The sequence below is a fragment of the Rubripirellula reticaptiva genome, from assembly GCF_007860175.1.
Lineage (GTDB): Bacteria > Planctomycetota > Planctomycetia > Pirellulales > Pirellulaceae > Rubripirellula > Rubripirellula reticaptiva.
Window position 1 is genome coordinate 615,789 of sequence record NZ_SJPX01000001.1, and the last position, 21,724, is coordinate 637,512.

At 54.8% G+C, this 21,724-nt stretch carries 17 protein-coding genes; 8 read left to right on the forward strand and 9 right to left on the reverse strand.

Annotated elements, in window-relative coordinates; translation table 11 throughout:
* The first annotated feature begins 81 nt into the window (after positions 1 to 81).
* Positions 82 to 1,815 carry a bifunctional alpha/beta hydrolase/class I SAM-dependent methyltransferase gene (locus tag Poly59_RS02280; protein WP_146532444.1) on the forward strand — a complete coding sequence of 578 codons (1,734 nt, stop codon included), beginning with the start codon at positions 82 to 84 and terminating at the stop codon, positions 1,813 to 1,815.
* A gap of 108 nt (positions 1,816 to 1,923) precedes the next feature.
* On the opposite strand, the gene Poly59_RS02285 is transcribed toward Poly59_RS02280, so the two are convergent.
* A complete protein-coding gene (locus Poly59_RS02285) occupies positions 1,924 to 3,273 on the reverse strand; it encodes a hypothetical protein (RefSeq protein ID WP_146532445.1) in 1,350 nt (449 codons plus the stop codon).
* Positions 3,274 to 3,510: 237 nt separating this feature from the next.
* Between Poly59_RS02285 and Poly59_RS02290 the strand changes: the two genes are divergently transcribed.
* Positions 3,511 to 5,313, forward strand: a complete 1,803-nt coding sequence (locus tag Poly59_RS02290) for a hypothetical protein (RefSeq protein ID WP_146532446.1) — start codon at positions 3,511 to 3,513, stop codon at positions 5,311 to 5,313.
* 23 nt (positions 5,314 to 5,336) lie between these two features.
* Here the strand turns inward: Poly59_RS02290 and Poly59_RS02295 are convergent, their stop codons facing one another.
* A complete protein-coding gene (locus Poly59_RS02295) occupies positions 5,337 to 6,557 on the reverse strand; it encodes a M56 family metallopeptidase (RefSeq protein ID WP_146532447.1) in 1,221 nt (406 codons plus the stop codon).
* A 2-nt stretch (positions 6,558 to 6,559) separates the two neighbouring features.
* Positions 6,560 to 6,976 (reverse strand): BlaI/MecI/CopY family transcriptional regulator, encoded by a 417-nt coding sequence (locus Poly59_RS02300; RefSeq protein ID WP_146532448.1) that lies wholly within the window; start codon positions 6,974 to 6,976, stop codon positions 6,560 to 6,562.
* A 155-nt stretch (positions 6,977 to 7,131) separates the two neighbouring features.
* Here Poly59_RS02300 and Poly59_RS02305 point away from each other — a divergent pair, with 155 nt between their 5' ends.
* Positions 7,132 to 9,255, forward strand: coding sequence for a hypothetical protein (locus tag Poly59_RS02305; RefSeq protein ID WP_146532449.1), 2,124 nt, complete (start codon positions 7,132 to 7,134; stop codon positions 9,253 to 9,255).
* 66 nt (positions 9,256 to 9,321) lie between these two features.
* Here the strand turns inward: Poly59_RS02305 and Poly59_RS02310 are convergent, their stop codons facing one another.
* Positions 9,322 to 10,107, reverse strand: a complete 786-nt coding sequence (locus tag Poly59_RS02310) for a sensor histidine kinase (RefSeq protein WP_146532450.1) — start codon at positions 10,105 to 10,107, stop codon at positions 9,322 to 9,324.
* A 234-nt stretch (positions 10,108 to 10,341) separates the two neighbouring features.
* On the opposite strand from Poly59_RS02310, the gene Poly59_RS02315 reads away from it, so the two are divergent.
* From Poly59_RS02315 to Poly59_RS02330, 4 genes are all read left to right on the forward strand, one after another.
* Positions 10,342 to 10,641, forward strand: coding sequence for a hypothetical protein (locus Poly59_RS02315; RefSeq protein WP_146532451.1), 300 nt, complete (start codon positions 10,342 to 10,344; stop codon positions 10,639 to 10,641).
* Positions 10,642 to 10,760: 119 nt separating this feature from the next.
* On the forward strand, positions 10,761 to 11,798 hold the full coding sequence (locus Poly59_RS02320) for a type II secretion system F family protein (RefSeq protein WP_146532452.1): 1,038 nt from the start codon (positions 10,761 to 10,763) through the stop codon (positions 11,796 to 11,798).
* Positions 11,799 to 12,321: 523 nt separating this feature from the next.
* The gene (locus Poly59_RS02325; RefSeq protein WP_146532453.1) at positions 12,322 to 13,230 is read left to right on the forward strand and encodes a cation diffusion facilitator family transporter; all 909 of its coding nucleotides are present in this window, start codon (positions 12,322 to 12,324) and stop codon (positions 13,228 to 13,230) included.
* Positions 13,231 to 13,431: 201 nt separating this feature from the next.
* Positions 13,432 to 14,214 carry a GAF domain-containing protein gene (locus Poly59_RS02330; RefSeq protein WP_186775968.1) on the forward strand — a complete coding sequence of 261 codons (783 nt, stop codon included), beginning with the start codon at positions 13,432 to 13,434 and terminating at the stop codon, positions 14,212 to 14,214.
* An 80-nt stretch (positions 14,215 to 14,294) separates the two neighbouring features.
* Here the strand turns inward: Poly59_RS02330 and Poly59_RS02335 are convergent, their stop codons facing one another.
* A complete protein-coding gene (locus Poly59_RS02335; RefSeq protein ID WP_146532455.1) occupies positions 14,295 to 15,518 on the reverse strand; it encodes a site-2 protease family protein in 1,224 nt (407 codons plus the stop codon).
* 81 nt (positions 15,519 to 15,599) lie between these two features.
* Between Poly59_RS02335 and Poly59_RS02340 the strand changes: the two genes are divergently transcribed.
* Complete coding sequence (locus tag Poly59_RS02340) at positions 15,600 to 16,046, forward strand: RbsD/FucU family protein (protein ID WP_146532456.1); 447 nt, start codon at positions 15,600 to 15,602, stop codon at positions 16,044 to 16,046.
* A 30-nt stretch (positions 16,047 to 16,076) separates the two neighbouring features.
* On the opposite strand, the gene Poly59_RS02345 is transcribed toward Poly59_RS02340, so the two are convergent.
* The 4 genes from Poly59_RS02345 to Poly59_RS02360 all read right to left on the reverse strand — a co-directional run bounded on the left by Poly59_RS02345 (position 16,077) and on the right by Poly59_RS02360 (position 21,639).
* Positions 16,077 to 17,375 carry an outer membrane protein assembly factor BamB family protein gene (locus Poly59_RS02345; RefSeq protein ID WP_246151322.1) on the reverse strand — a complete coding sequence of 433 codons (1,299 nt, stop codon included), beginning with the start codon at positions 17,373 to 17,375 and terminating at the stop codon, positions 16,077 to 16,079.
* 45 nt (positions 17,376 to 17,420) lie between these two features.
* Entirely contained in the window at positions 17,421 to 18,776 is a 1,356-nt protein-coding gene (locus Poly59_RS02350; protein ID WP_146532457.1) for a Gfo/Idh/MocA family protein, read from the reverse strand.
* Positions 18,777 to 18,858: 82 nt separating this feature from the next.
* On the reverse strand, positions 18,859 to 19,743 hold the full coding sequence (locus Poly59_RS02355) for a DUF1571 domain-containing protein (RefSeq protein ID WP_146532458.1): 885 nt from the start codon (positions 19,741 to 19,743) through the stop codon (positions 18,859 to 18,861).
* A 162-nt stretch (positions 19,744 to 19,905) separates the two neighbouring features.
* Complete coding sequence (locus Poly59_RS02360; protein WP_246151323.1) at positions 19,906 to 21,639, reverse strand: hypothetical protein; 1,734 nt, start codon at positions 21,637 to 21,639, stop codon at positions 19,906 to 19,908.
* Positions 21,640 to 21,724 lie beyond the last annotated feature (85 nt).

A 21,724-nucleotide genomic window follows, 5' to 3' on the forward strand; every position in this document is an offset into this window, starting at 1 on the left:
GCGTGAATACGATCGGGTTCGATGGGCTCTTTCTAGTTGACCTGAAACTTTTTAGTCATTCGATCACCCAGAGAGCCCATCATGCGAGCGGTAACGGAATCTTCATTTTTGGCGAGCGATGGTCAAGAAATTTTCTATCGCTATTGGAAACCTGATTCACCATCCGATCAGGCCGTGATGATGTTCCACCGTGGCCACGAGCATTCGGGGCGATGGCAAAACTTTGTCGACACCAGTGAGTTGGACGATTGTTGGTTCTTTGCTTGGGACGCGAGGGGGCACGGACGGACCGCCGGCGAGCGTGGTGCGGCGGAGAGTTTTTCGCGCATGGTGAAGGACGCTGACGAGTTCGCCAAACACATCGAAAAAATGCACAAGATCCCACTGAATCAAATGGCTGTCGTCGGCCAGAGTGTCGGTGCGGTGCTGGCGGCGACATGGATTCATGACTACGCGGCTCCGGTGCGATCACTTGTTTTGGCAACGCCGGCGTTTCGGATCAAATTATACATTCCGCTGGCGATCCCGGCCTTGCGTTTGTGGAATCACATTCGGCCGGGCGGTTTTATCAAGAGCTATGTCCGCCCAGGAATGTTGACTCATGACACTGACCAAGCCAAAGCGTACGCCGACGACCCGCTAGTTTCGCCTCAGATTGCAACCAACATTCTGTTAGATCTGTACGACGCGTCGACTCGTTTGGTGAACGACGCTAGTGCCATCCACACGCCGACGCTGATGTTCGTATCGGGCAAAGACTATGTCGTTCGCCAGGACGTGCAGCATCAGTTCTTTAATCGGTTGTCGTCGACGGATAAGCAAATTGAGGTACTCGACGACTTCTACCACAGCACATTCTGGGAAGCCGGTCGCGGCGACGTGATTCGCCGCAGTGGCGATTTCATTCGCGAACGCTTCGTAACGCCAACCGCTGAGTTGCCAAGCGAAACGGCAGCGAAGGGATCGCTTTCCACGTACGAACAACTAAAACAGCCGCCATCGGCTATCAGCCGCGCGTGGTTCGGACTGCAAAGTCTTTCCTTAGGAACGGCCGGTCGGCTCAGTCGAGGAGTTCGGATTGGGTGGCGAGACGGTTTTGATTCGGGACAATCGCTCGATCATGTCTATCGCAACCGGGCTGAGGGCACCACGCCGATCGGCCGGTTGATCGATCGAGGATACCTCGATTCGATTGGTTGGCAGGGAATCCGCCAACGCAAAGTCAACATGGAACGTTTACTCGATGAAGCGATCGCGCAGCAGATCGATCGCTTTGGTGAGATCACGATCCTGGATATTGCGGCGGGCCCAGGCCGATACGTTCTAGAGACACTCAAACGCAACGAATCTTTACCCATTCGGGCGATCCTTTGCGATCGCGACCCCGGTGGAATCGCCGAAGGAAAAGTGATCGCCGCCGAGTTGGGACTATCTGATCGCGTCGAGTTTCGGCAAAGTGATGCGTTTGATCCGGCGAAGATCGGTGACGCCGTCGGTGATCGGTCGGTTCATATCGCGATTGTTTCGGGGCTGTACGAATTGTTCCCCGACAACCAGCCCGTCCAACGATCGTTAGCGGGTGTCGCCGATGTTTTGGTCGAGGGCGGGCGATTGCTATACACCGACCAGCCTTGGCATCCTCAACAAGAAATGATCGCACGAGTGCTGCCCAACCGCGACGGCGATCCGTGGGTGATGCGTTGCCGAAGCCAAGCGGAAATGGATGCGTTGGTCCGCGAGGCAGGGTTTGGTCGTGATCAAATGCTGGTTGATCGCTGGGGAATCTTCAGCGTCGCCACGGCAGTGAAATGCTAAACCGAATTTCGTCGCTGATTCCCATCAACCGTGCCGAACTCTCCCTACTCGTGATCATGCAAACTCGACACACGTCGCACGAAAGTCACAAGAGTGGTAACCACGGATCTACGCAGCCCGCTGTTCTCGATTTTCTGCCAATCCCATTTCTTGCAATGTGTTCTGGCCGTTGTGTCGTTTCGCGATCACACGTGCATGCTCGATCGATCGGCCTTGAATTTCAGTTCGACGTTTGACGAACTGACGCATTAATTCGGGAATCTCACTTCGGTCTTGGTAAATAAATCCGATCGATCGATGACCACCGGCCAATCGAACTTGATCCGCCAACCAGCAACGATCCGGAACGATGACGGGAATACCACGAGCAAGCATTTCCAACAGCACTCCGCTGCAACGGGCAACGTACCGCTTCGGATCGTACAGAAACAAACCCAAGTCTGCGGTGTCGAGCCATCGGTGGTAGTCCGTGGTCGATAGATTCGAGGTCATGATTTCCAACGGACCATTCGAATCGGCATTCGATATCGCGTTTCGGTAACTGCGATGCAGCGATGACGGGACCATCGTTTCCCATTTTTGAGCCGGCATTTGCATCGACAACCGAATCCGGCCAGACTTCAAAAGTGTCTTTTCGATCCCAGTGATCAACTCGGAAATTGCATCACTCCCCTTCTCTGCCCTCGGCAAACCGGCCAAGACGGCTTTGACCGGGAAGTGAATCGACGGGGTATCAATTAGACGTTGACGAGTCGGATATGAGATTGCGTTGACACTAGTACCGCATTCCGTTTCGCGAAGTTGCGCCGCAAGTGCGGTTGTCGTCGCATGCAGGCAAACACGATGCGGCGCCATGCCTTTGATCGCTGATTGCAATTGACGACCGATCAACTTCAAACGTTCGCGGCGGTTCGGTGTATCGTTTTCATAGAGCGCAAAGTGGAAGATCACGTCGATACGCATCGGTGGAATCGGCGACCGCTTCAAAGCCGCCGCCAGCGCCAGTAATACAAAGTCGTCACCCGTATTGATCAACAACGAATCCGAAGACGTCGGACGCACTTGCGTCATCAAGTTGCAAAAGCCATTGGCCCACTGCGAGACCATTTTCGTGGGCCGTTTTGCCGGCGGGTTCATCCAATCGAGTGCGAACGCCTTCGCTCGATCGACGACAGATCCACTGTTTGGTCGGCCATCGAAATCGCGAGATTGCGTTGACTTGCCATCAACTCCCAACGACCAGCGAACCATCCGCCGAGTTTGGAAGGTCGGCAACACATTCCAAGACTGGGGAACCGAACTCAACGCGTCAAAGCTTTCGTGCGTCGCCATCACGCACCGATAACCCAGCGACTCGGCGCCAGTCATCAGCAATGTTGCCAGTTCAAAGAAATGGCCACCGACATTGCGAATATTATCATCGACCAGAATCAGTCGCGACGATTTCGAGGCACTCACGGGATCCATCCTTTCGAGCGGGCTGCGTTGATCGTTCCCATGAAGCGAGAAGACCGCGTCACAATAGCGGGGAAAGGGTGTCCAAACCAAGGTCATCAGGATGCCCCAAGATTGACATTGCCACAAAAATCAGGTTTTCGCTAAAGTCCCAAGCAATGGACCGATTCCGGAGGAGAGTGCAAGGATTGCATGGCCGCCGGAGTCCGCTACGAATGACAGTTTTTTTGCGAGGCATGGATGCACGCCGCTCGATACCGTTGGACGATTCTGCTTGTCGGAGTCACCACCGCGATGACCTTGGGTTGTCGGGGATCGAAGCCGTTTGGACGTTTCGGCCAAGTCACCAATGAACCGCAATCCGAACAATTTGACGTTGATTCTCCACGCCAAAGATTGGCCTCGGTCAAGCCGCGTTCTGAGACCGAAGTCACAGTGACAATCCAGGACGATAACTCGCCGCGAACAGACCGATTCGTTGACGATCCGGGCGCTCCGCCGATGCGGACCGTCTCCAAAACCTCCGTCTCCAAAACCTCCGTATCCGACACCATCGTCGACCAGCCTAGAACGGCCAGTACAAAACAACGTTTGACGACTGAACTTGGCGACAAGTTGACTCTACCAACGTCCAGTTCGATCGATGCGCTTGCCAATTCAAATTTGTCCGAGCGCCCAAAATCGGCGGTCAAGCAAACTTCGGCAACCGAAAATGTGACGAAGCCGAAAAACCAGAAACAACCATCGCCTTCGGTTGCGACGGAACATTCTGAACTGATGGCAGCGTTCAGCGACTATCCGCCGGAGGTCCAACGCGAAGCCTTGCGGCGATTAGTCGCTGCCACAGCCAGTTCAGCGGAACAGACTTCCCAGCCTGCATCGCTAGCTTCGGCACTTCACCGAAACCTCGACAACCTTCCCGAACTGCCAGCCGCCAGCGACGTCCGTCCGGACGAAACGACGGTCCGATTGGCCTCGGCCGAACAGCGTGATCGTCGACGAACCGACACTCAGCAACGGATCGAAACCAAACGAGCCATTTCCGATTCACGTTCTGCGGTCGCATCACTGACCGACGAACCGGTCCAGGTAGAACGAAGTGTTGCGTCGAACTCGGTCACCGATCTCGACGTCAACGATTTGGAACCCGTCACGATTCAAACCATCTCGGACATCGATGACGATCAAACAGCGATTCAGACCGTTTCGGCTGCCCGAACATCGGATAGCGGATCGATGGTGTCGCGCGCAGTCGGAGACCTCGACTCGACGATCCCATCCAAGTCAGAACTGAGTAAAGCAACCGTCATTGGTAACACGGATACCAGTGACACGGCTGCGGACGACACTCAATCGCTTTACGCATCGCTATTGAAGCAGATGGCAAAGGCTCCGGCCGGCGAGAGTGAATCGGCACGAGCGAGTCGTATGATCAAGATGCGGCACCTGCTGGTATTGTCCGGCAATCTCGATGCCGCGGTTGAACAAATTGAAGGCATGTCGGAACCAGAACAAGAATTCTTGCGGCACCAGTTGCTTGGACTGTGGACGATGGTCGACCCCGACGGACACCCGGTTCCAAGTCGCCGGATCACAACAGCGTTACCGCAACTGCGCGAAGCGACCAAATTTGCTGCCGCGGCAACGGACTCGCTAGAAGTTCGTTCGCTCGCATTCTGTACCGAGATCGAATCGTACGGTCAAATTAAAACATTCAGCGGCAACCGTTTTGACAGCGGCCAACAAGTCATTCTGTACTGCGAAATTGAAAACTTTTCGGCCAACAAGAACGCCGATGGCTACGAAACGAACTTGCAAGGCAGCTATGACATCTACAACACAAAGAATGAAAAAGTTATCAGCCAGTTGTTGCCCGCCGACAAACAGGTCTCAGCAAACTACTTGCGTGACTATTTCATTGCGTACCAAATGCACTTGCCAGCCCAACTTGGCAAGGGAACGTATCGTTTGCAATTGACGATGGAAGATGTCAACGGCAAGAAGTACGGCCAATCGAGCATCCCGTTCGAAATTGCAAAATAGCACGCGTTACTTTTCATTTTCGACTACTGAACCAACGGTCGACGCACCGGTTCGGGCACGACCTTCGATCCAGCTCGCAGCACAGATGGTGTTTCGATTTCTTCGGGGATTTTGATTTCGACGCCTGAACTCGGCCGTTTGACAACCACGACCGGATAGAACGGCAACATCGCCAACATCAATGAAATAATTACTATGCCTGATCTGCCGATCTGAATCGTCGCCGTTGGCTTTAAGATTTGGCGCAGACGGTGTTGTAGCTTTGGCAGATGTCCAACACCACTGGCGATCGGACGAGCTTCGATTTCGGCATGATGTTTCTCGACAGGTTCGCACAGAAAGTCAAGCGTTCGCAGGATCGCTTCGGCATAGACTCGCGGTGACCGATCTGATCCGATCGAGGCTGCCATGTCACAGCAACGTTCTTCGCAGTCTTCGATTTGCAACTTTGCAATCCACACCAACGGATGCCACCACATCGCGGTTAACGTGGTGACTTCGATAAAGCGAACGATCCAATCTTGTCGACGAAAGTGCTCCCATTCGTGCAGCAACAAAACAGCGCGGGCGTCTTCGTCCAGACTGGACCACAGCCGCTTCGGGAAGACGATCCGAACTTCACCACCAAAACGCCGAAACAAGGGCGATACCAACATCGGCGAAACCACAGCATCGACCAACCAAACCGGTGGCGGCGTTTTCTTGCCTGGCGGACACAAAGCAGCCAACTGACGTGTACCTGTGATGTCGAATCGCCCCCGACGTTCGATCAAACGATGAACTCGCCGCGAGGCACGCAAAATCCATAGCAGCATGACCAAACTGCCGGCCAACCAAACGCCCGCCCAAACAACAAGCGGCGTGAAGGTTGTTTCGGGACCGTCGACGGCCAAAGCACCAAGTGCAGACCCTAGCGCACCGAACCGCTGCAGATCGTCTCCATCGACAATCGAAGCAGCGTCGTGTGAATGAAGGGACAACGAACGGAACCAGGTTGCGTTGACGCCGATGCCAAGCGGCGCGACGGGCGGCGACACCAACTTGATCAACACCAATACCCAAAGCAGGTGTGAAAGCGCCGGTCGTTTCGCATATCGGTCCACCAGAATGGCTGCGATCGCAATTCCAATCGCGACCAATGTGTTACCAACCAACCAGCCAACAAGATTCGAGTCACCGGAAAACGCGGCCTTCACGACCGGGTCGATCAAATTCCAATCGCCAAGTAAGTGAGTGCCAGCCATCTCTATTGCTCACTTGGATTAGAAGGCTTCGCTGCTCCATCGCCTGACGCTTCGTCCAACATCGATTGCAACTTTGAACGGTCCGACCGGGACAGAATCGAGCTTTTGACCAAGTGAGTCAAAAGTGGCCCTAACGATCCTTCGCACAACTCATCGGCGGTATTCTGCAATCGGCGGCTGATCAGATCGGCTCGGTCGATCGATGCTCGAAATAAACGTGGCCAAACCGTCGGGTCTCGCGACACGCAATCTTTCGATTCCAACCGTCCTAGAAGTTTCTGGACAGTCGCGGTGGTCGAAGTTGTCGCCTCGCCGTACAAGGTTGTCGAAATTACCTTGACGCTGAGCGGTCCTTCCGCCCAAAGTTGTTCTAGAATCGCCAGTTCGGCTTCGGTGACGTCCTGCGCCTTGCGTGCCATGGGTGTCTTTCGTTGAACCTCCGGTTGGAACCGGACTTTATCAGCTAGAATCGGTGTAGACATTATGTCTTGGCGGGATCCTTCGGTGCAAGTCTTCGAATCATGATTCGAAGCACCGATTTTATGCCGGACGCTTTAGCCAACGAGATTTTCCCTTGTCTTTTCAACCCTATGCCGTCCAATGCCCCACCTGTGGCAGCCGACTTCGCGTCACCGATCCGGCGGTGATTGGGACGATCGCGGCGTGCCCCAAGTGCCAATCGATGGTACAGATCGACTCGCCCGCGGCCGATACGTTTGATTCCGGTTCGGCTGGTACCGATTCTCCGGCGGCCGGCCGCGATACCACCCCAACGGTTCCTCCTTCGCAGCCAGCTCAATTGCGTGTCGGCGCGTCGTCGATCGATAGCGAGGCGATTACCGAAGAAGCCGTCCGACCGGGCGAGCTAGATTCGCCCCTTGCCGGCAATCACGACAGCTCCATCAAGCGTGATTTTTCGGGCGACGAGAACTTTGCACCACCGGTCGAGCCGCCTGGTACAGCCCTTCCTGTGGAATGGGAGAGCGATCGAACGCGGCAAACTCGTCAAATCGCCTTGGTCGCGTTATTGTCCATTTCGGCGTTATTAGTCGCCGGACTTGCCTTCGCTTGGTTCGCCCATTCGTATCGCAACCGATCGGTCGCTGACACGTCTGATCCTGGCACCGAACTGGCCCAATCGGATACGACAACGGATCCGATTGTTGGACCAGAACCCAACCTGGACGATCCTCTGGATCCCAAGGAACCTGTTGTTGAAACTGAATCGCAAGCCGGCACCACTGATCAACCACTCACTGATCAACCACTCACTGATCCCAACTCGGACGTTCCAGTCGAACCTGAACTCGCGTCTTCCAACGCACCGCCGTCAATCATTCCGACCGATTTGATGCCCACGTCGCCGATCGATAGCGCACCGATTGGAAACGATCCCGTGCCAATTAAACCAATCATTGCCGGCGATCGAAACAAAGACCCCACGAAACAGGAAACGGATCCCGATGCGAGCCAACTGATGGACTTGCCGCCCGGGCTAGCCCAATACATTCCATTCTTGGCTTCCAACGGCCCCGCCGATAACGCGACCCTGAAGGCGCCGCCGACACTTGACGAAGTCGAAATTGACGAAGCGACGGAGGACGATCTTGATCCACTCGATCGGTATGAACCTCGAAAATTGAACTTGAAATCCGACATGGCAATTCCGTTGCCGTTTCGGTCCAACGGCTACCCGCTAGCTGACATGATATTAGTGATCAGCCAAATCACTGGCGTCCCGATCCAAATTGACTGGGTCTCGTTTGATTTGGTGGGCATCGATGTGGCAACGCAAATCAAACCACCCAAGTCCGCAGGCTCGGCTCGGCAAGTGCTCGACGAAATCGCTATCCAAGTCGGAGGAACGATTCGCGAAGAAGAAACACTACTGCATTTCACCATTGCTGATGAACCGTTCAACGAGGCCCTAACCAAAATCACCAACGTCGATGATTTTGGAGACGGAGCCCAGTCGGCACGAGAAGTTTTGGCAGACTTCTTGCGTCCAGAACCTGAACCGCTTGAAGCAAACGAAGTTACCGAGAGCAACGATGGGGCTGAGAACGAAATTGAGCCCGATGCCGAGGCGGTGGACCCGACCAAACTTCGCCAATCGCAACAACTCGCCGCGATCGCAACCGAGACGTTGCGACGGATGCGCGGTGTGACACCGAAAGTCGCTGACGATCGCCTGAGTCATTGGGCTCGAACGTCGGTCGACCAACCTTCGGATTGGCCAATCATCCAAGATGGCGAACCCGGCGTGCAACCTGACACGCCGGTGTCGATCGCTGGGTTTTTGCGACGAGCGGCACGGAATAACCAGGCATCCTGTCTGGTCAATTGGTATGACGCCAATCGCCGCCGCGCGATGCCCGAACGACAACTATTGCCCGACACCAGCGACGGATTATCTGCGATGCTAAAGCAAGCACTCGAACCGATGGGGCTGCACGTTCGCCAAGTCGATGCAAGGCACTGGTGGGTTGGCAGCGACGCTTCCTACGATCGATTATCGGTGATCGTGGCCAGTCGTCCGCTTGGCGAGAAACGAATCGTGTTCGTTCAACAAGTCCAACGCATCATGGCGGGATCCAACCGCAATGATTTTCGCATGACGATCGATGACGAATCCGATCGGGCGATCATGATGTTGCCACGGTACGTTGTTCGACAACTTGCCAAGGTTGCGAAGTAGATGCGGCACCCATTCACCGCGTGAACAACGTTGATCGACTAGCGATCTCTTCAACTAGTCATCTCTTCAGGCAGCCGACTTGGCTTGGGAGGCGATGGGCAATCGGATGATGAACGCGGTGCCGACGCCGACGGTGCTTTCGACGCGGATTCGACCTTGGTGCGCGTCGACAATGTCCTTGCACGCGGCGAGTCCCAAACCTGTACCACCCTTGCCCGATTCATCGGGGCCCGACTTGGTGCTATAGAACGATTCAAAGATGCGCGGCAGTGATTCTTTTGGAATGCCGCTTCCCGAATCTCGCACCGTCAACTCGACCCATCCGCTTTCTTGGCTAGGCGCTAACCGAACCAAGATCGTACCGCCTTCGGTGATCGCTTGCCGGGCGTTGATCAACAAGTTCAGCAACACTCGTCCGATCTGATTTCCGCTAGCAGTGACCATCGGCGTCGACGGATCAATTTCGGTTTCGATCGCGATGCGATAGTTTCGCATTTCACGCTCGAGCAAGATCAACGAGCTTTCGATGATTTCAACCAAGTTGGTCGGCTCGAACGATTCGCTGCGGTTCTTGGCCTGCGCCAAAATGGTATTGGTGATCTTCGCCGCTCGTTCCGACGCTTCCAAAATCTTGTTGAGCGCCTTATCCCGGCTCGCATCATCGCGATTTCGGATGCCCAGCTTGGCGTAGTTGATCACTGTCATCAACACGTTGTTGAATTCGTGAGTCGCGGTGCCCGTCAATTCGCCAAGCGCTGCCATCGATTGCAGATTTCGCATCTCGTTCTTCAAATGCTGGACTTGCAATTGAAGGTCGGCCGTTTGATTTGATGCTTGGGTATTCGAAGACATATCGATTCAGATTGACTGTCAGAGAAAGGCGGTTGCGAGATAACACGAAGGACGGACGTCCGCCAAATGAAGAATTCACCAACTGGTCAACTCAACGTCCGATGATTGACCTATCGTCGATGCCCGGCAGTTTGCTACACCGTTTGGTAGCCTTCCCGCACAGATTGCCAACACAACGATTGAATCGATTTTGCGGCCCCCCAACTTCTCGGCTTCTTCCATTCGGCGATTCCCATGATCCAAGACGACAATGTTGTGATCCGGCTCAAGAAACGGCTGGCCCATGCACGAAAGGCCGGATTCAAAGTCCGAATCGAGGTTTTGGACGACGAACAGCCCGGTTGGTGCCAGGTGGGTTCTTCCCGAATTCTGTTCCTAAATATTGCGCAAACCGCGGCCGAGCAATTGGCACAACTTGAGGAAACGCTGCAAGATTTCGCTGAATTGGCAAAGCTTTCCAGCGCCAATCGAGGCTCGGTTGGCGGGGTGACTGGCGGTCTAGCCGAAAAGGCCCCCTCGGACCAAGCAGCGTGAAACTTAGGGCTAGGCTTCTTTCCCTGCACCGGTCCGCGTGACCACAATGGGACACGCCCCCGCGTTCGGGCGATCTTGACGACCAGCTCCGAGGCAACCCAGACGTGTTTTCGAAACGGATGAAACTCTCGACTTCGGCAAAATTCTGTCACCGATTCGGAACCGGACTGAAGGCTGGCGCCGACATCATTCGTCTTCTCGATAGCGAAGCTTCTCACGGATCCAACAACGAACGGCATGCGATGCGTTTGTTGTCCCAGGGCGCCCGCGAAGGCGAACACCTCAGCCGCGTGATGGAAGCAAACCCGGCTTACTTTCCTCGCCTGATGACGGCGATGACCAAAGTCGGTGAAGCCACCGGTCGATTGGAAAGAACGCTTTTGATGTTAAGCGATCACTTCCAACATCAAATCACGACACGCCGAATGTTTATCGCGTCGATCACGATGCCAGCGATCCAGCTAGTTCTCGGCATTGGCGTGATCTCGATCCTGATCTATTTGATGGGAATCTTGACACCCGCCGGTGGTGGACAGATGACTGACATTCTTGGTTTTGGACTGCGTGGCGGCGAAGGAGTCCTTTGGTTTTGGCTGTACGTCGCCATCTTCTTTGGCGCGATTGCCATGTTCTTTGGTGCGTTCATTTACAACGTGGGCGGAGTCCAGAATTTGGCGCCGCTGTTGTACATGATCCCCAAGATCGGGCCGGCGATTCAAACGATCACGATTTCGCGTTTCTGCTGGACGATGGCTCTGTCGCTCGACGCCGGGCTCGATCCAATCCGAGCGATCCACTTGTCGCTCGACAGCACCGATAGTGACTATTACCGCAGCGCCGCCAAAGATGCCGAGGCAGCAATCCGCGCCGGCGCGACGTTGGCGGGGGCGATGGAAGCGACAAGCCTTTTCCCTCGCGACTTCATCGCTCGAGTTGAAATCGCCGAGCACTCCGGCACTGATGCGGAATCCATGACGTATCTGGCAAACGAGTACGACGAGCGAGCTCGGTCGGCAATTCGCTTCCTGGCCGGATTCGCAGCACTGCTGATTCGGCTGGCAATCATGGTGATATTCATCTTCTTTATCTTCCGAATCGCGAAAGTGTATTTGGGTGCGCTTAGCGGCGCTTCGGAGCCGATTCTGCCGCGTCGATAGTCCCTCGCGAGAAGCTTTGCGGATTAGGAAAAGCTCCACGAACAGAAGACATGACCGGATTGTGGCGATCGCTACCTCGAAATATTCGTCTCTCTCATTGCATTCGTCGCTTGTCCGCTATTCGTACGGACCGATTGAGCCGATCTTTTCGATAACAACCCCAGTGATTGCGGCCTGTCCTTTTCTTGGAGCACTTTCGATGTCGTCCAGTTATCCTCTGAAACCTATCAACGCGAACCACGATCGTTCCGATGATTTCGGTTCCAGCAGGCGGCACCGAAATCAAGGCGTCCCTTCGCCTCAAATTGTCCGACAAGCATCGGCAATCATTTGGATCGCCGTCGCGTGGACCGTGGGTATGCTTGTATTTGAATTAACCTCGGATGTCGAATCGTCGACGCGGACATGGATCGTGCACCCATCCCCGGCAACATCCGCCGAGGCGATGTTTGAACGTTCCAAGTTGCAATCGTCCGCGGTGCCATCGATCCGGCACAACTTCTAACTCACCCTTCAACTGACAATGCACCAGTGCGACCACCACCATCCTGCGCCGAAAGACTTTGGTTGGGCGTTCGCGGTCGGTATCACACTGAACATCACCTTTGTGGCTGTCGAAGCCGCTTTTGGATGGTGGTCTGATTCGCTGGCCTTGATGGCCGATGCCGGGCACAACCTTAGCGACGTGTTGGGGTTGTTGATGGCTTGGGCTGGATACGCCCTGGCCAAATTACCGACCAGCCAGAAACGCACATACGGTTGGCGTGGATCAACCATCTTGGCTGCATTGTTCAACTCGCTGCTGTTGATGATCGCCGTCGGTGGAATCGTTTGGGAAGCCGTTTCGCGGTTCTCGGCACCGCCACACATTCAAGGGCCAGTCGTGATCGTTGTCGCGATCGTGGGTGTCGTCATTAATTCGGCGACCGCAATGTTATTCATGCGAGGCAGCGAGCATGATCTGAATCTACGAGGCGCCTATCTGCACATGGCTGCCGATGCGCTGCTGTCGCTGGGTGTTGCCATCGCCGGCGGGATCATCTTGTGGACAAACTGGTGGTGGGTCGATCCCGTGACAAGTCTGATCATCGCAGCAGTCATCTTCGTTGCCACTTGGAGCTTGATGGCCGAGTCGTTCCGACTGGCGATGCACGCAGTTCCTGCGAACATCGATTCGCAGCAAGTCGAATCGTATCTTGCTGGTTTGCCAGGCGTGACATCCGTACATGACCTACATATCTGGGCGATGAGCACCACCGAAATCGCATTGACCGCTCACCTAGTGCGTCCCAATCACGACAACGACGACGCCCTGCTTAACGAAGCAAGCGAGACGTTGCACCACGATTTCAAGATCAATCATATGACGATCCAGATTGAACGCAGCGTCGCTGACGCCGACTGTGGCCAATGGGAAGAAGGCACACTGTAAAAGCCTGGTTGCGAACTACGGCTGCCGAGTTTGGCTTATCAAATTCAGTGTTACCAATCCGTGCTCAGACACACGATCACTGCGTAAAAAAACCGACAATACTACGGATGATTCTTTGCACCGCTGACTCAATTGCGACCTAGCCTTTTCATGACAAGATCCCTTCGTTGAAAAACAACTCTACTCATTCGGGGCAAAAAGGTGAGTACTGCAATCCAACAACCGACACAATCGTCAATACTCGACGTTCTCTTTTCACTCTCAAGCAAAATTGTCCAAGGTGCAACGCTTGAAGAGTCACTTGAGTTCATATTTGACAACTTTGCCAAGGTCGTGCCTTACGACCGAATTGGTTTTGCCGAAGTCAACGTCGAAAAGCAAACGGTTCATACACGCTGGGCCAAGTCGCATGGCAGGACGCGGCTCGGCTTAGGATTCTCGGCACCACTGCGTGGATCTTCATTGTCAATCGTACTTCAGCGCCGTCAACCTCGGGTGCTAAACGACCTGGCGACGTACCTCGAACATCGCCCGAACTCTCACTCGACCCGGCTAATCGTGCAAGAAGGAGTCCGATCGTCGATGACATGCCCCTTGTTCGTCAATGATCAACCTTTCGGTTTCTTGTTCTTCAGCAGCTTTGAAGTCGACGCCTATGACGATCTGCACGTAAAGATCTTGAAAGAGGTCGGCAATCAACTCGCGATGCTATTGATGGCGTCGAAGGTAGTGCCCGTCGCAGAAACACTCCCCATTGCGCGACCGGCGGCAACCCCGATACAACGACTTCCCCAAGCTATTCGACCGACGACAACGATGCTATCGAGCCTGCGACCAGGAATGATTCTTGACGCCCCGATCACCCTGAACGACGGACGACTGCTGTTGTCGTCAGGCGTCGAACTGACCCAGCAATCGATCAACCGACTGATAACGCTTCACACGCAAGGCTTCATGTCGGTCAACGCGATCAAGATCCGATAGACACACCAAAGCTCAATTGCCTTGCCAGTGGTGAAGTTTGTCCGCGGTATGCGTTTCCCAAAAATGGTGCCAACCGTCCGTCAACTCAGCACGTCCAATTGCCGTACGGGAACGTCTTCAATGTGTCCGGTGGTTGGTGATAAACCACGTCGGGCAAGCATCGTGTCCAAGTCCAACATTCCGACTAGCTGCCCGCTGGAATCCACCACAGGAATCTGGCGAACCGACTTCCCGGACTTTGCGAGAGCCGCCGAAAGGTCATCGTCAGCTCGCAGCAAGTCCACCGACTCGTTGTAGTCGATCAATTGTCCAGCTGTGATAGAAGTGTCTTTTCCAGCAGCCAATGCACTTGTCACGTCATCAAGACGAAGTGTGCCAACGACCGTTCCAACAATCGATGAAATTGGCAGGACGGATTGCGGCGTCATCCGCCATTGGCGTGCGATCTCGCCCAGCGGCGTGTCCATCGGCAAGACGCGATTGGATTGCACCATAACGTCGCCGACTTTCAGCCCCCGAACTTTTTCCATCAAGCTGACTTGGCGAAACTCGGTGATGCCCGCGTATCCAATGAAGATCGCGATCAGAATCGGAATGGGGCTGAACACGTCGGCGTTCAACGCGACCCAAATCATTACCGCGGCACACGCCAAGCCAACTTTCGAAGCAATCGAAGTCGCTAGCGAATAGTCCATCACCATTGCTAGCAGACTGCGAAAGACGCGGCCACCATCCATTGGAAACGCCGGGATCATGTTGAACAAAACCAAGATCACGTTAACCAGCATCATTAAAACCGCAAAACCAACCCATGATGGCTGTTCAAAAATTTGCATTGCCATTTCATCAGTTTGGGCAGCCACTTCATTACCCGTGAACATCGCCGTCACGAATTCGGAAATCACCGCGATGGTTTCTGAACTTGCCAGCACCGCAAACCCGATCAGCAATAAGATCACGATGACCACGTTGACCGCTGGCCCGGCGACCGCCACGATCAATTCCTGCCAAGGAATCCTTGGCATCCGCCGCAGACGGGCCACGCCACCAATCGGCAACAGGGTGATGTCAGCAGTGCCGATCCCGAAGCACCGCGCCGCCATCGCATGCCCATACTCGTGCAGAGTCACACAAAAGAAAACGCCAAACAATTGGGCAATTGCAAAGGCTACACCCACGGCTCCGAGTGGCAAGGAACGCATCGCCACAAACAAAATGGCCAAAGAAAAGGACCAATGGACATACAGTCCGATTCCCAGGAATGTGCCCAATTTCAAACGGCGAGCTAATAAGCTTTCGGGCAACGAGCCACTCCGTCACAAGGTTGTTGGATATAATGCCGCCCATCCTATCCAAATTGCACGCTTCATCCGAGTGCCAACCGAATGCTTCGCCATAAGTTAATCCACCCCCAAATCAGTTCAATCCTGGCATCCGCCGGACACCACAGCAGCGTTCTAATCGCTGACGGGAACTACCCTGCAGCCAGCAAACGAGGGCCACGCGCCGAGTTGATCAGTCTAAACCTGATGCCCGGCGTTCCCACCTGCAACCAGGTCTTGGAAGCTCTGCTGTCAGCGGTTCCCGTCGAAGCCATCCAAACCATGCAGACCGAGGCGAGCGGCCCGTACGCACTGGACGGCGATCCACCCGTCTGGGACGACTATCGCCAAACGATCAAGAACGAAGGCCTAGATGTCAAACTGGAACCTATCGACAAATGGGCATTTTATGATGCCGTCGGCACCCCCGATCACGTTCTGACCATCCAAACAGCCGACCAGCAACGATACGCCAACATTCTGTTGACCATTGGCGTTCGTATGGACTGAGTGCGTGATCGTCAACGCAGCGGATAAACCCTAGGGTATAAGCGACGCGCACATCAGTTCATTGTCGTTCCGTGCGTAGATGTGGCCGTTGGCGATCGCGGGATGCGACCACGTCACGCCGCCCCGCTTGGGCAACTGCTTTCGCGTCGGCGCCAACAGTTTGGTTCGCGAATGTTCCTGAAAGCCCGTCGGTGACAACGTCGCAAAGATCAACTCTCCCTGATCGTTTTGCATGATTTCGCGATCACCGTCTTGGATGGTGTGGATCGTCGCCCAGCGGGCCTTGGGCACAGCGGTTGTGTCTTCCCAAATTCGGTCGCCCGATGCGATGTCCAGGCATCGCAGTTGTCCGTAGCTGTCGGCGCCATAGATGAATTCGCCCTTGATCAACGGGTTACTAATCATGCAGTGAAGTGCGTCGGTGTTGATTTCATCGATCCCGACGCGGTGCCAAACTTTCGCGGCCGTCAATTCATCCTTTGAAAAACGAATCAACATCGAACCGTCATAGAACGACGACACGAACAGCCGATCATTGGCCACGACCGGTGTGGGAACGCCGATGGGCATGTTGCGAGATCGCATCTCAACTCGCCAATGAACCTTGCCCGACCTCGGATCCAAACCGCTGATGCTGGCGCCGGTCCAAACGACGGCGACGTCTTGATCGGCTTGCCGAATTAGAATCGGAGAACTGTAACCGGCCGGTTCATCGATCGACCGCCAACGTTCTTTCCCGGTCGCCAAATCAAACGCCACCACGCAAGCATCGCCAGCGCCCGCGACGACTTGAATCACCAAGTCGTCGTAGACCAATGGAGCCGCGGTGATGCCCCAAATTGGCATGCGAACGGCGTACTCGTCTCGCAAACCATGTTGCCACTTGATCGTTCCGTTGGTCGCATCGAAACAGATCAATTGACCGGCGGCGCCGACCGAAATTGCCAAGTCACCGTGGATCGTCACCGATGCGCGCGGGCCGGCACGATAGCCGATGTCACCATAGGCCGCCGGGTACGCGTGCTTCCAGAGTTCTTCACCCGTTTCGGCGCTAAAACACAAGACTCGTTCAATTTCACCGTCTTCGTCTTCGAGTCCTCGGTCAGTCACGAACACGCGGCCGTCGGCAACGGTCGGTCCGCTGTAACCGGCGCCGATTTTGACGGTCCACTTTCGCGGCAGGTGATCGTCGGGCAGCGACGTCATCAAGCCAGGCTCGTTGATCCGCCCGTCGCGATCGATACCGCGCCACTGAGGCCAATCATCGGCAACCGCGGTTGTGATCAATGCGATGCAAGCGATAAAAGAACGCGTAACGTTAGCGATCAAAAGACGACTCGATCATGTTGAAGGTGAGCGAACAGAATCACAATCTCAAACGGTTGCTGGATGGATGTACGGTTTTCGATACTCGCGCCGGAGCATGGAGCTAGCTTCGGCGTCACCGACAGCCGTGTGAGTTGCTGGGTCGAACTCGATCGATCGGCCCAACGCCGACGACACATTTGCCATGATGCACGACGCGCTGCTGATGTGGCCTTGTTCGATGTCGGCGATCGGATTGCTACGAGAATCGATCGCAGCCAAGAAGTCACGCATGTGCCCGCGAATTGCCGATGCGACATGCAGTTCCAAGTTCCACTTTTCTTTGTCGCTGGCATCGGTCGGGTATTTGTCCAGCTCGATCAATGCCTCGCCCTGAAGCTTTTGGCCGCCGCCTCGGGGAATAAAATCGAATCGATTGACGCTCAACTTAAGCGTCCCCTTCGTACCGTAAATGATTCCCGCCCACGGATACTGCGGGTCCGGCGCGTCACCCCAACTGCGGTGTGTCCAAACGACATCCAAGTCATCGAAGTCAAAGGTCGCCGTTTGCGTATCGGAAATGTTGGCCTTCGATTTCGTGTCCACCAAAATACCGCCACTGCTGGCGATGTGCTTTGGCCAACCCAGTCCCAATTGCCAGCGGACCATGTCTAACATGTGAACGCACATGTCACCAACGATACCGTTGCCGTATTCCATGAACGCTCGCCACGAACGCGGATGAACCAATTCGTTGTAGGGACGCATCGGTGCTGGACCAGTCCAAGCGTCATAGTCCAGATTCTTCGGCGGCGCCGAATCGGGCGGATTCTTATTGGACCGCATGTGGTAATAGCAACACACTTCGGCGTGCGCGATGTCACCGAGCAATCCTGCCTCGACGACCTGATTCTTTGCATCGATCAAATGAGGCGTACTGCGCCGCTGGGTTCCGACTTGGACGACGCGACCGGTTCGCCGAGCGGCATCCAACATCGCTTTGCTTTCCAGCACATCGCATCCGGTCGGCTTCTGAACATAAACGTCCGCGCCGGCTTCGACTGCGGCAATCATTGGCAACGCGTGCCAGTGATCGGGTGTCGCGATCAAGACGATGTCCAAGTCCTTTTCGGCCAGCATATTTTGATAGTTGGCGTAGGTTCGCGGCCTCGTCTTGGATGCTTGCCGCGAAGCGATCAAATCCGCTGCTTGGTTAAGCATGTCCGTGTCGACATCGCACAGCGAAACCACTTCCACTGGCTCAACATTCATCAACTGAAGCAGGTCGCACTTGCCGTACCAACCACACCCGATCAGCCCAACTCGGCGTGGCCTTGATTTTTCGTCCGCATAGGCTCGCGATTGAATCGCGGCAACAGTCGCCGCCGCGGCAGTTGCACCGTGAATAAAATTACGTCGATCCATGATGTCTTGGAGTGTACGAGTGTAAAGAAGTTCGAAAAAGGACAGACGGCCGAACGGCCGAATCAACCTCCATGATACTCGATCAAAACAGCGGAAAACCATAGTTCGAGTTCTTGGTGTCAAAGTCAGTCTCGGTCAGGCCCACATTCGTTTTCAAATCGTGATAAGCGTACGACTCTAAAAGCGGCGGCTCGTCACCCAATTGTTCGGGCCAACCAAAGCTGCGGTAACTGAGAATCAGTTGGCGTTGTGGATCGACGACAATCTCGGCGACGGAAAAATCGTCTTCGCTGTCGCTGGGTTCACGGCGACGGACCTGGATCAACTGACAATCAACTTCATCAAACAGATGGCCGTCTTTGATCGCAACTTCGACATTGGGGTTATTGCGATCCTGCTCGCCTCGCTCGATCAGTTTTTCAACCAGCTTCACCAAGCCAATTTCGCTGATCGGATAGCGTTGCCCTTGCATCGCGATCATTCCGGTCGGATCCAGCCAGATCGTTTTCAATCCTAAAATCATGCCAACTTCGTGGACCGCCATTTTCCCATCGTATAAGTCTTCGGCCCAAATCACCTCGCGTCCTTGCAAAGAGGCCGGAGATTCGAAACGCAGATAGATCCGCCGAGGCGACTGGTTTTCGTCACCTCCGAACCGGGTCTGAGCGCGGATTGAAATTTCGGCGGGCTCGCCTAGGACTCCGCTTGCATCGCGTTCTTGCTTGACGAAACGAGCGGTATAGTCATCCAAGTTGGTTTCCATCGCCAGCAACGCGTCGCTGGCCATTTTCAAGACATCGTCAATACCGGGCGATTGCACGGCCGGATTGTCGGACTCCGGTGCATCGCTTCGCACATACACGGTTAGCGGTCCCGTCGACGATCCCGCTGTCGAAGTTTGCGTGAACCGCCAAACCACAACGCCAGCTACGATCAATGCGATACCGACCAGAAATTTCTTCAACATCCGAATTAACCTTCCCCAACGCTCCAATTACGACGATTCCAAAAAACAGGCCGTAGCGAGCCTCAACGAGTCAGGACGGACACAATCTAACGGGTCCAACACCACTCATCAAAACTCGCTACGGCCGACGCAGCTTCGATAGGCATTCGCCTACGAGTCCGACTAGAATTGATTTTGGCGACCTTGGCTTTGCATCGCTGCCGCCGCAATCGCTTTGATCAGGCCTTCGCCAATCTTGATAACCGACGCCTGACCGTTTTCGACGCTATTTTGTACGATGGTTGCGATCCCCTGATCAGCCGCACTGCCAAGCGCGTCGATCATCGCCGAAATTGCCGCATTGGACTCTACCGAATTGGCGTACTGAAGAATCGGCAACAACGTGAACTTCAACTGTCCGACCGGACGATCGGCACCCTGATCAAGCGTGCTGCTGTCGATCAACTCTTTCAACAACGCCTCGCTGTTGTTACCAACTGCCAAGTAAACTGCTTTCGGACCGGTTCCGACGTGCACTCGCAACGTTTCGCCAAAGACTCGGCGAGCTTCGTCTTCGCTGGCTGGAACGTCGGCTTCGACCAAGTGCATGTTGACGTCTTTGTACGTGCTGACGTCGAACGTGAACCGAGGCGCACCCTTTTCGTTCTCGATTTTGGCAGCCAAGTCTTTGACGATCTGAGCAGCTTCGTTGCCGTCTGCGACGAACGAGCCAAACACGAAACGGAAATCGTTCTGATCGGCCATCAACAATGTTCCGACATCGGCGCGGCCTTCTTCGATCGACGACATCGCTAACTCTACCACCCGGTCAATCATCGCTCGGATGTCATCTCGTTGAGTGGCTGAAAGGTTGTCTTCGTTTTCGAGCGCTCCACCGAGCGACTTCAGAGTGCTCTTGAGCGTCATCCGCGTCTGCTCGACGGCTTCGGGGCTAATCGACGTGGCGGCGTGGTAGTAGGCGGCGGCGTCCGAACGGATGACTGACGCAAACTGTGAAGGAATCGGTTGCTGGCCACCGTAAATCGCAGCCAAAGTTGACCCGGCGACCGCGGTGAACGATGTATCGATGACGACTTGTTTGCCGGGTTCGTCAACGTTGATACCGAACATCAAGGTGTCAGTTTCGTTGATGAACTGCTCAAGCTGCTTCATCGTGCTGTCGGCCATTTCACGTGCAGATTCGGCATCCGCGCCGTCCTGCTTTTCCATCGCTTGCTCAAATCCTTGGCGAATTTGGGCGACCAACATGCCGCGAGTCGCAGCTGGCACTTGTTGCATTTGCAATCGAAATGCCAGGTCAAAGTCGTTCCCCAACCCAGCAAACAACGCGGTTGGATCGGCAGGTGCGAGATCCAACAAGTCCTTTCGCTGTGCCATCACGGCCCAAGCACCAAGTTGGCGAATGTAAACCGTGTTCGGCCCCAGCGCGATGACCAACGTGCCGTCGTCTAACTCGTCCGCAGGTCCGGTTTGAGCTTCTAGCCGCTTCAAAACGGTCTTCACGTCAGCGGACGGCAAGACTGCGATCGGCTGGGGAACGCCATCAACCAGTGGCACTAACACGCCAACGGGCATGTCCATATCGATGCCCTGCGTGTAGGTCCCCGCGATCATTGTGAACATGCCGCCAACCTGTGGCTGGCCGCCCAAGCTGGACAGGTAGTTCACATCTCGCATCAACTTGTTGATCGAGCCGAGCGTCAGCACCAAGACTGGTTCGGTTGCATTGTCCGTCGCCGCAGGTGCGTTATCCAATTGCAGCTTCTCTTGACCCAAAACGGGCGACACAGCCATTGGCGACACCGCGATCGCCAGACAGGCGACCCAGCCGGTAGCTGCTGCGGTAAACGACTTGGCAATCCAACCTTGCCGTGATGTTTGATTCCACAAACCCATTGTTCCAAAATCCTAAGAGAGGGGGAGGAGATTATTCAGCGGTGAACGAAACCATTCACCGAATTCATTCGAATGACACACAATC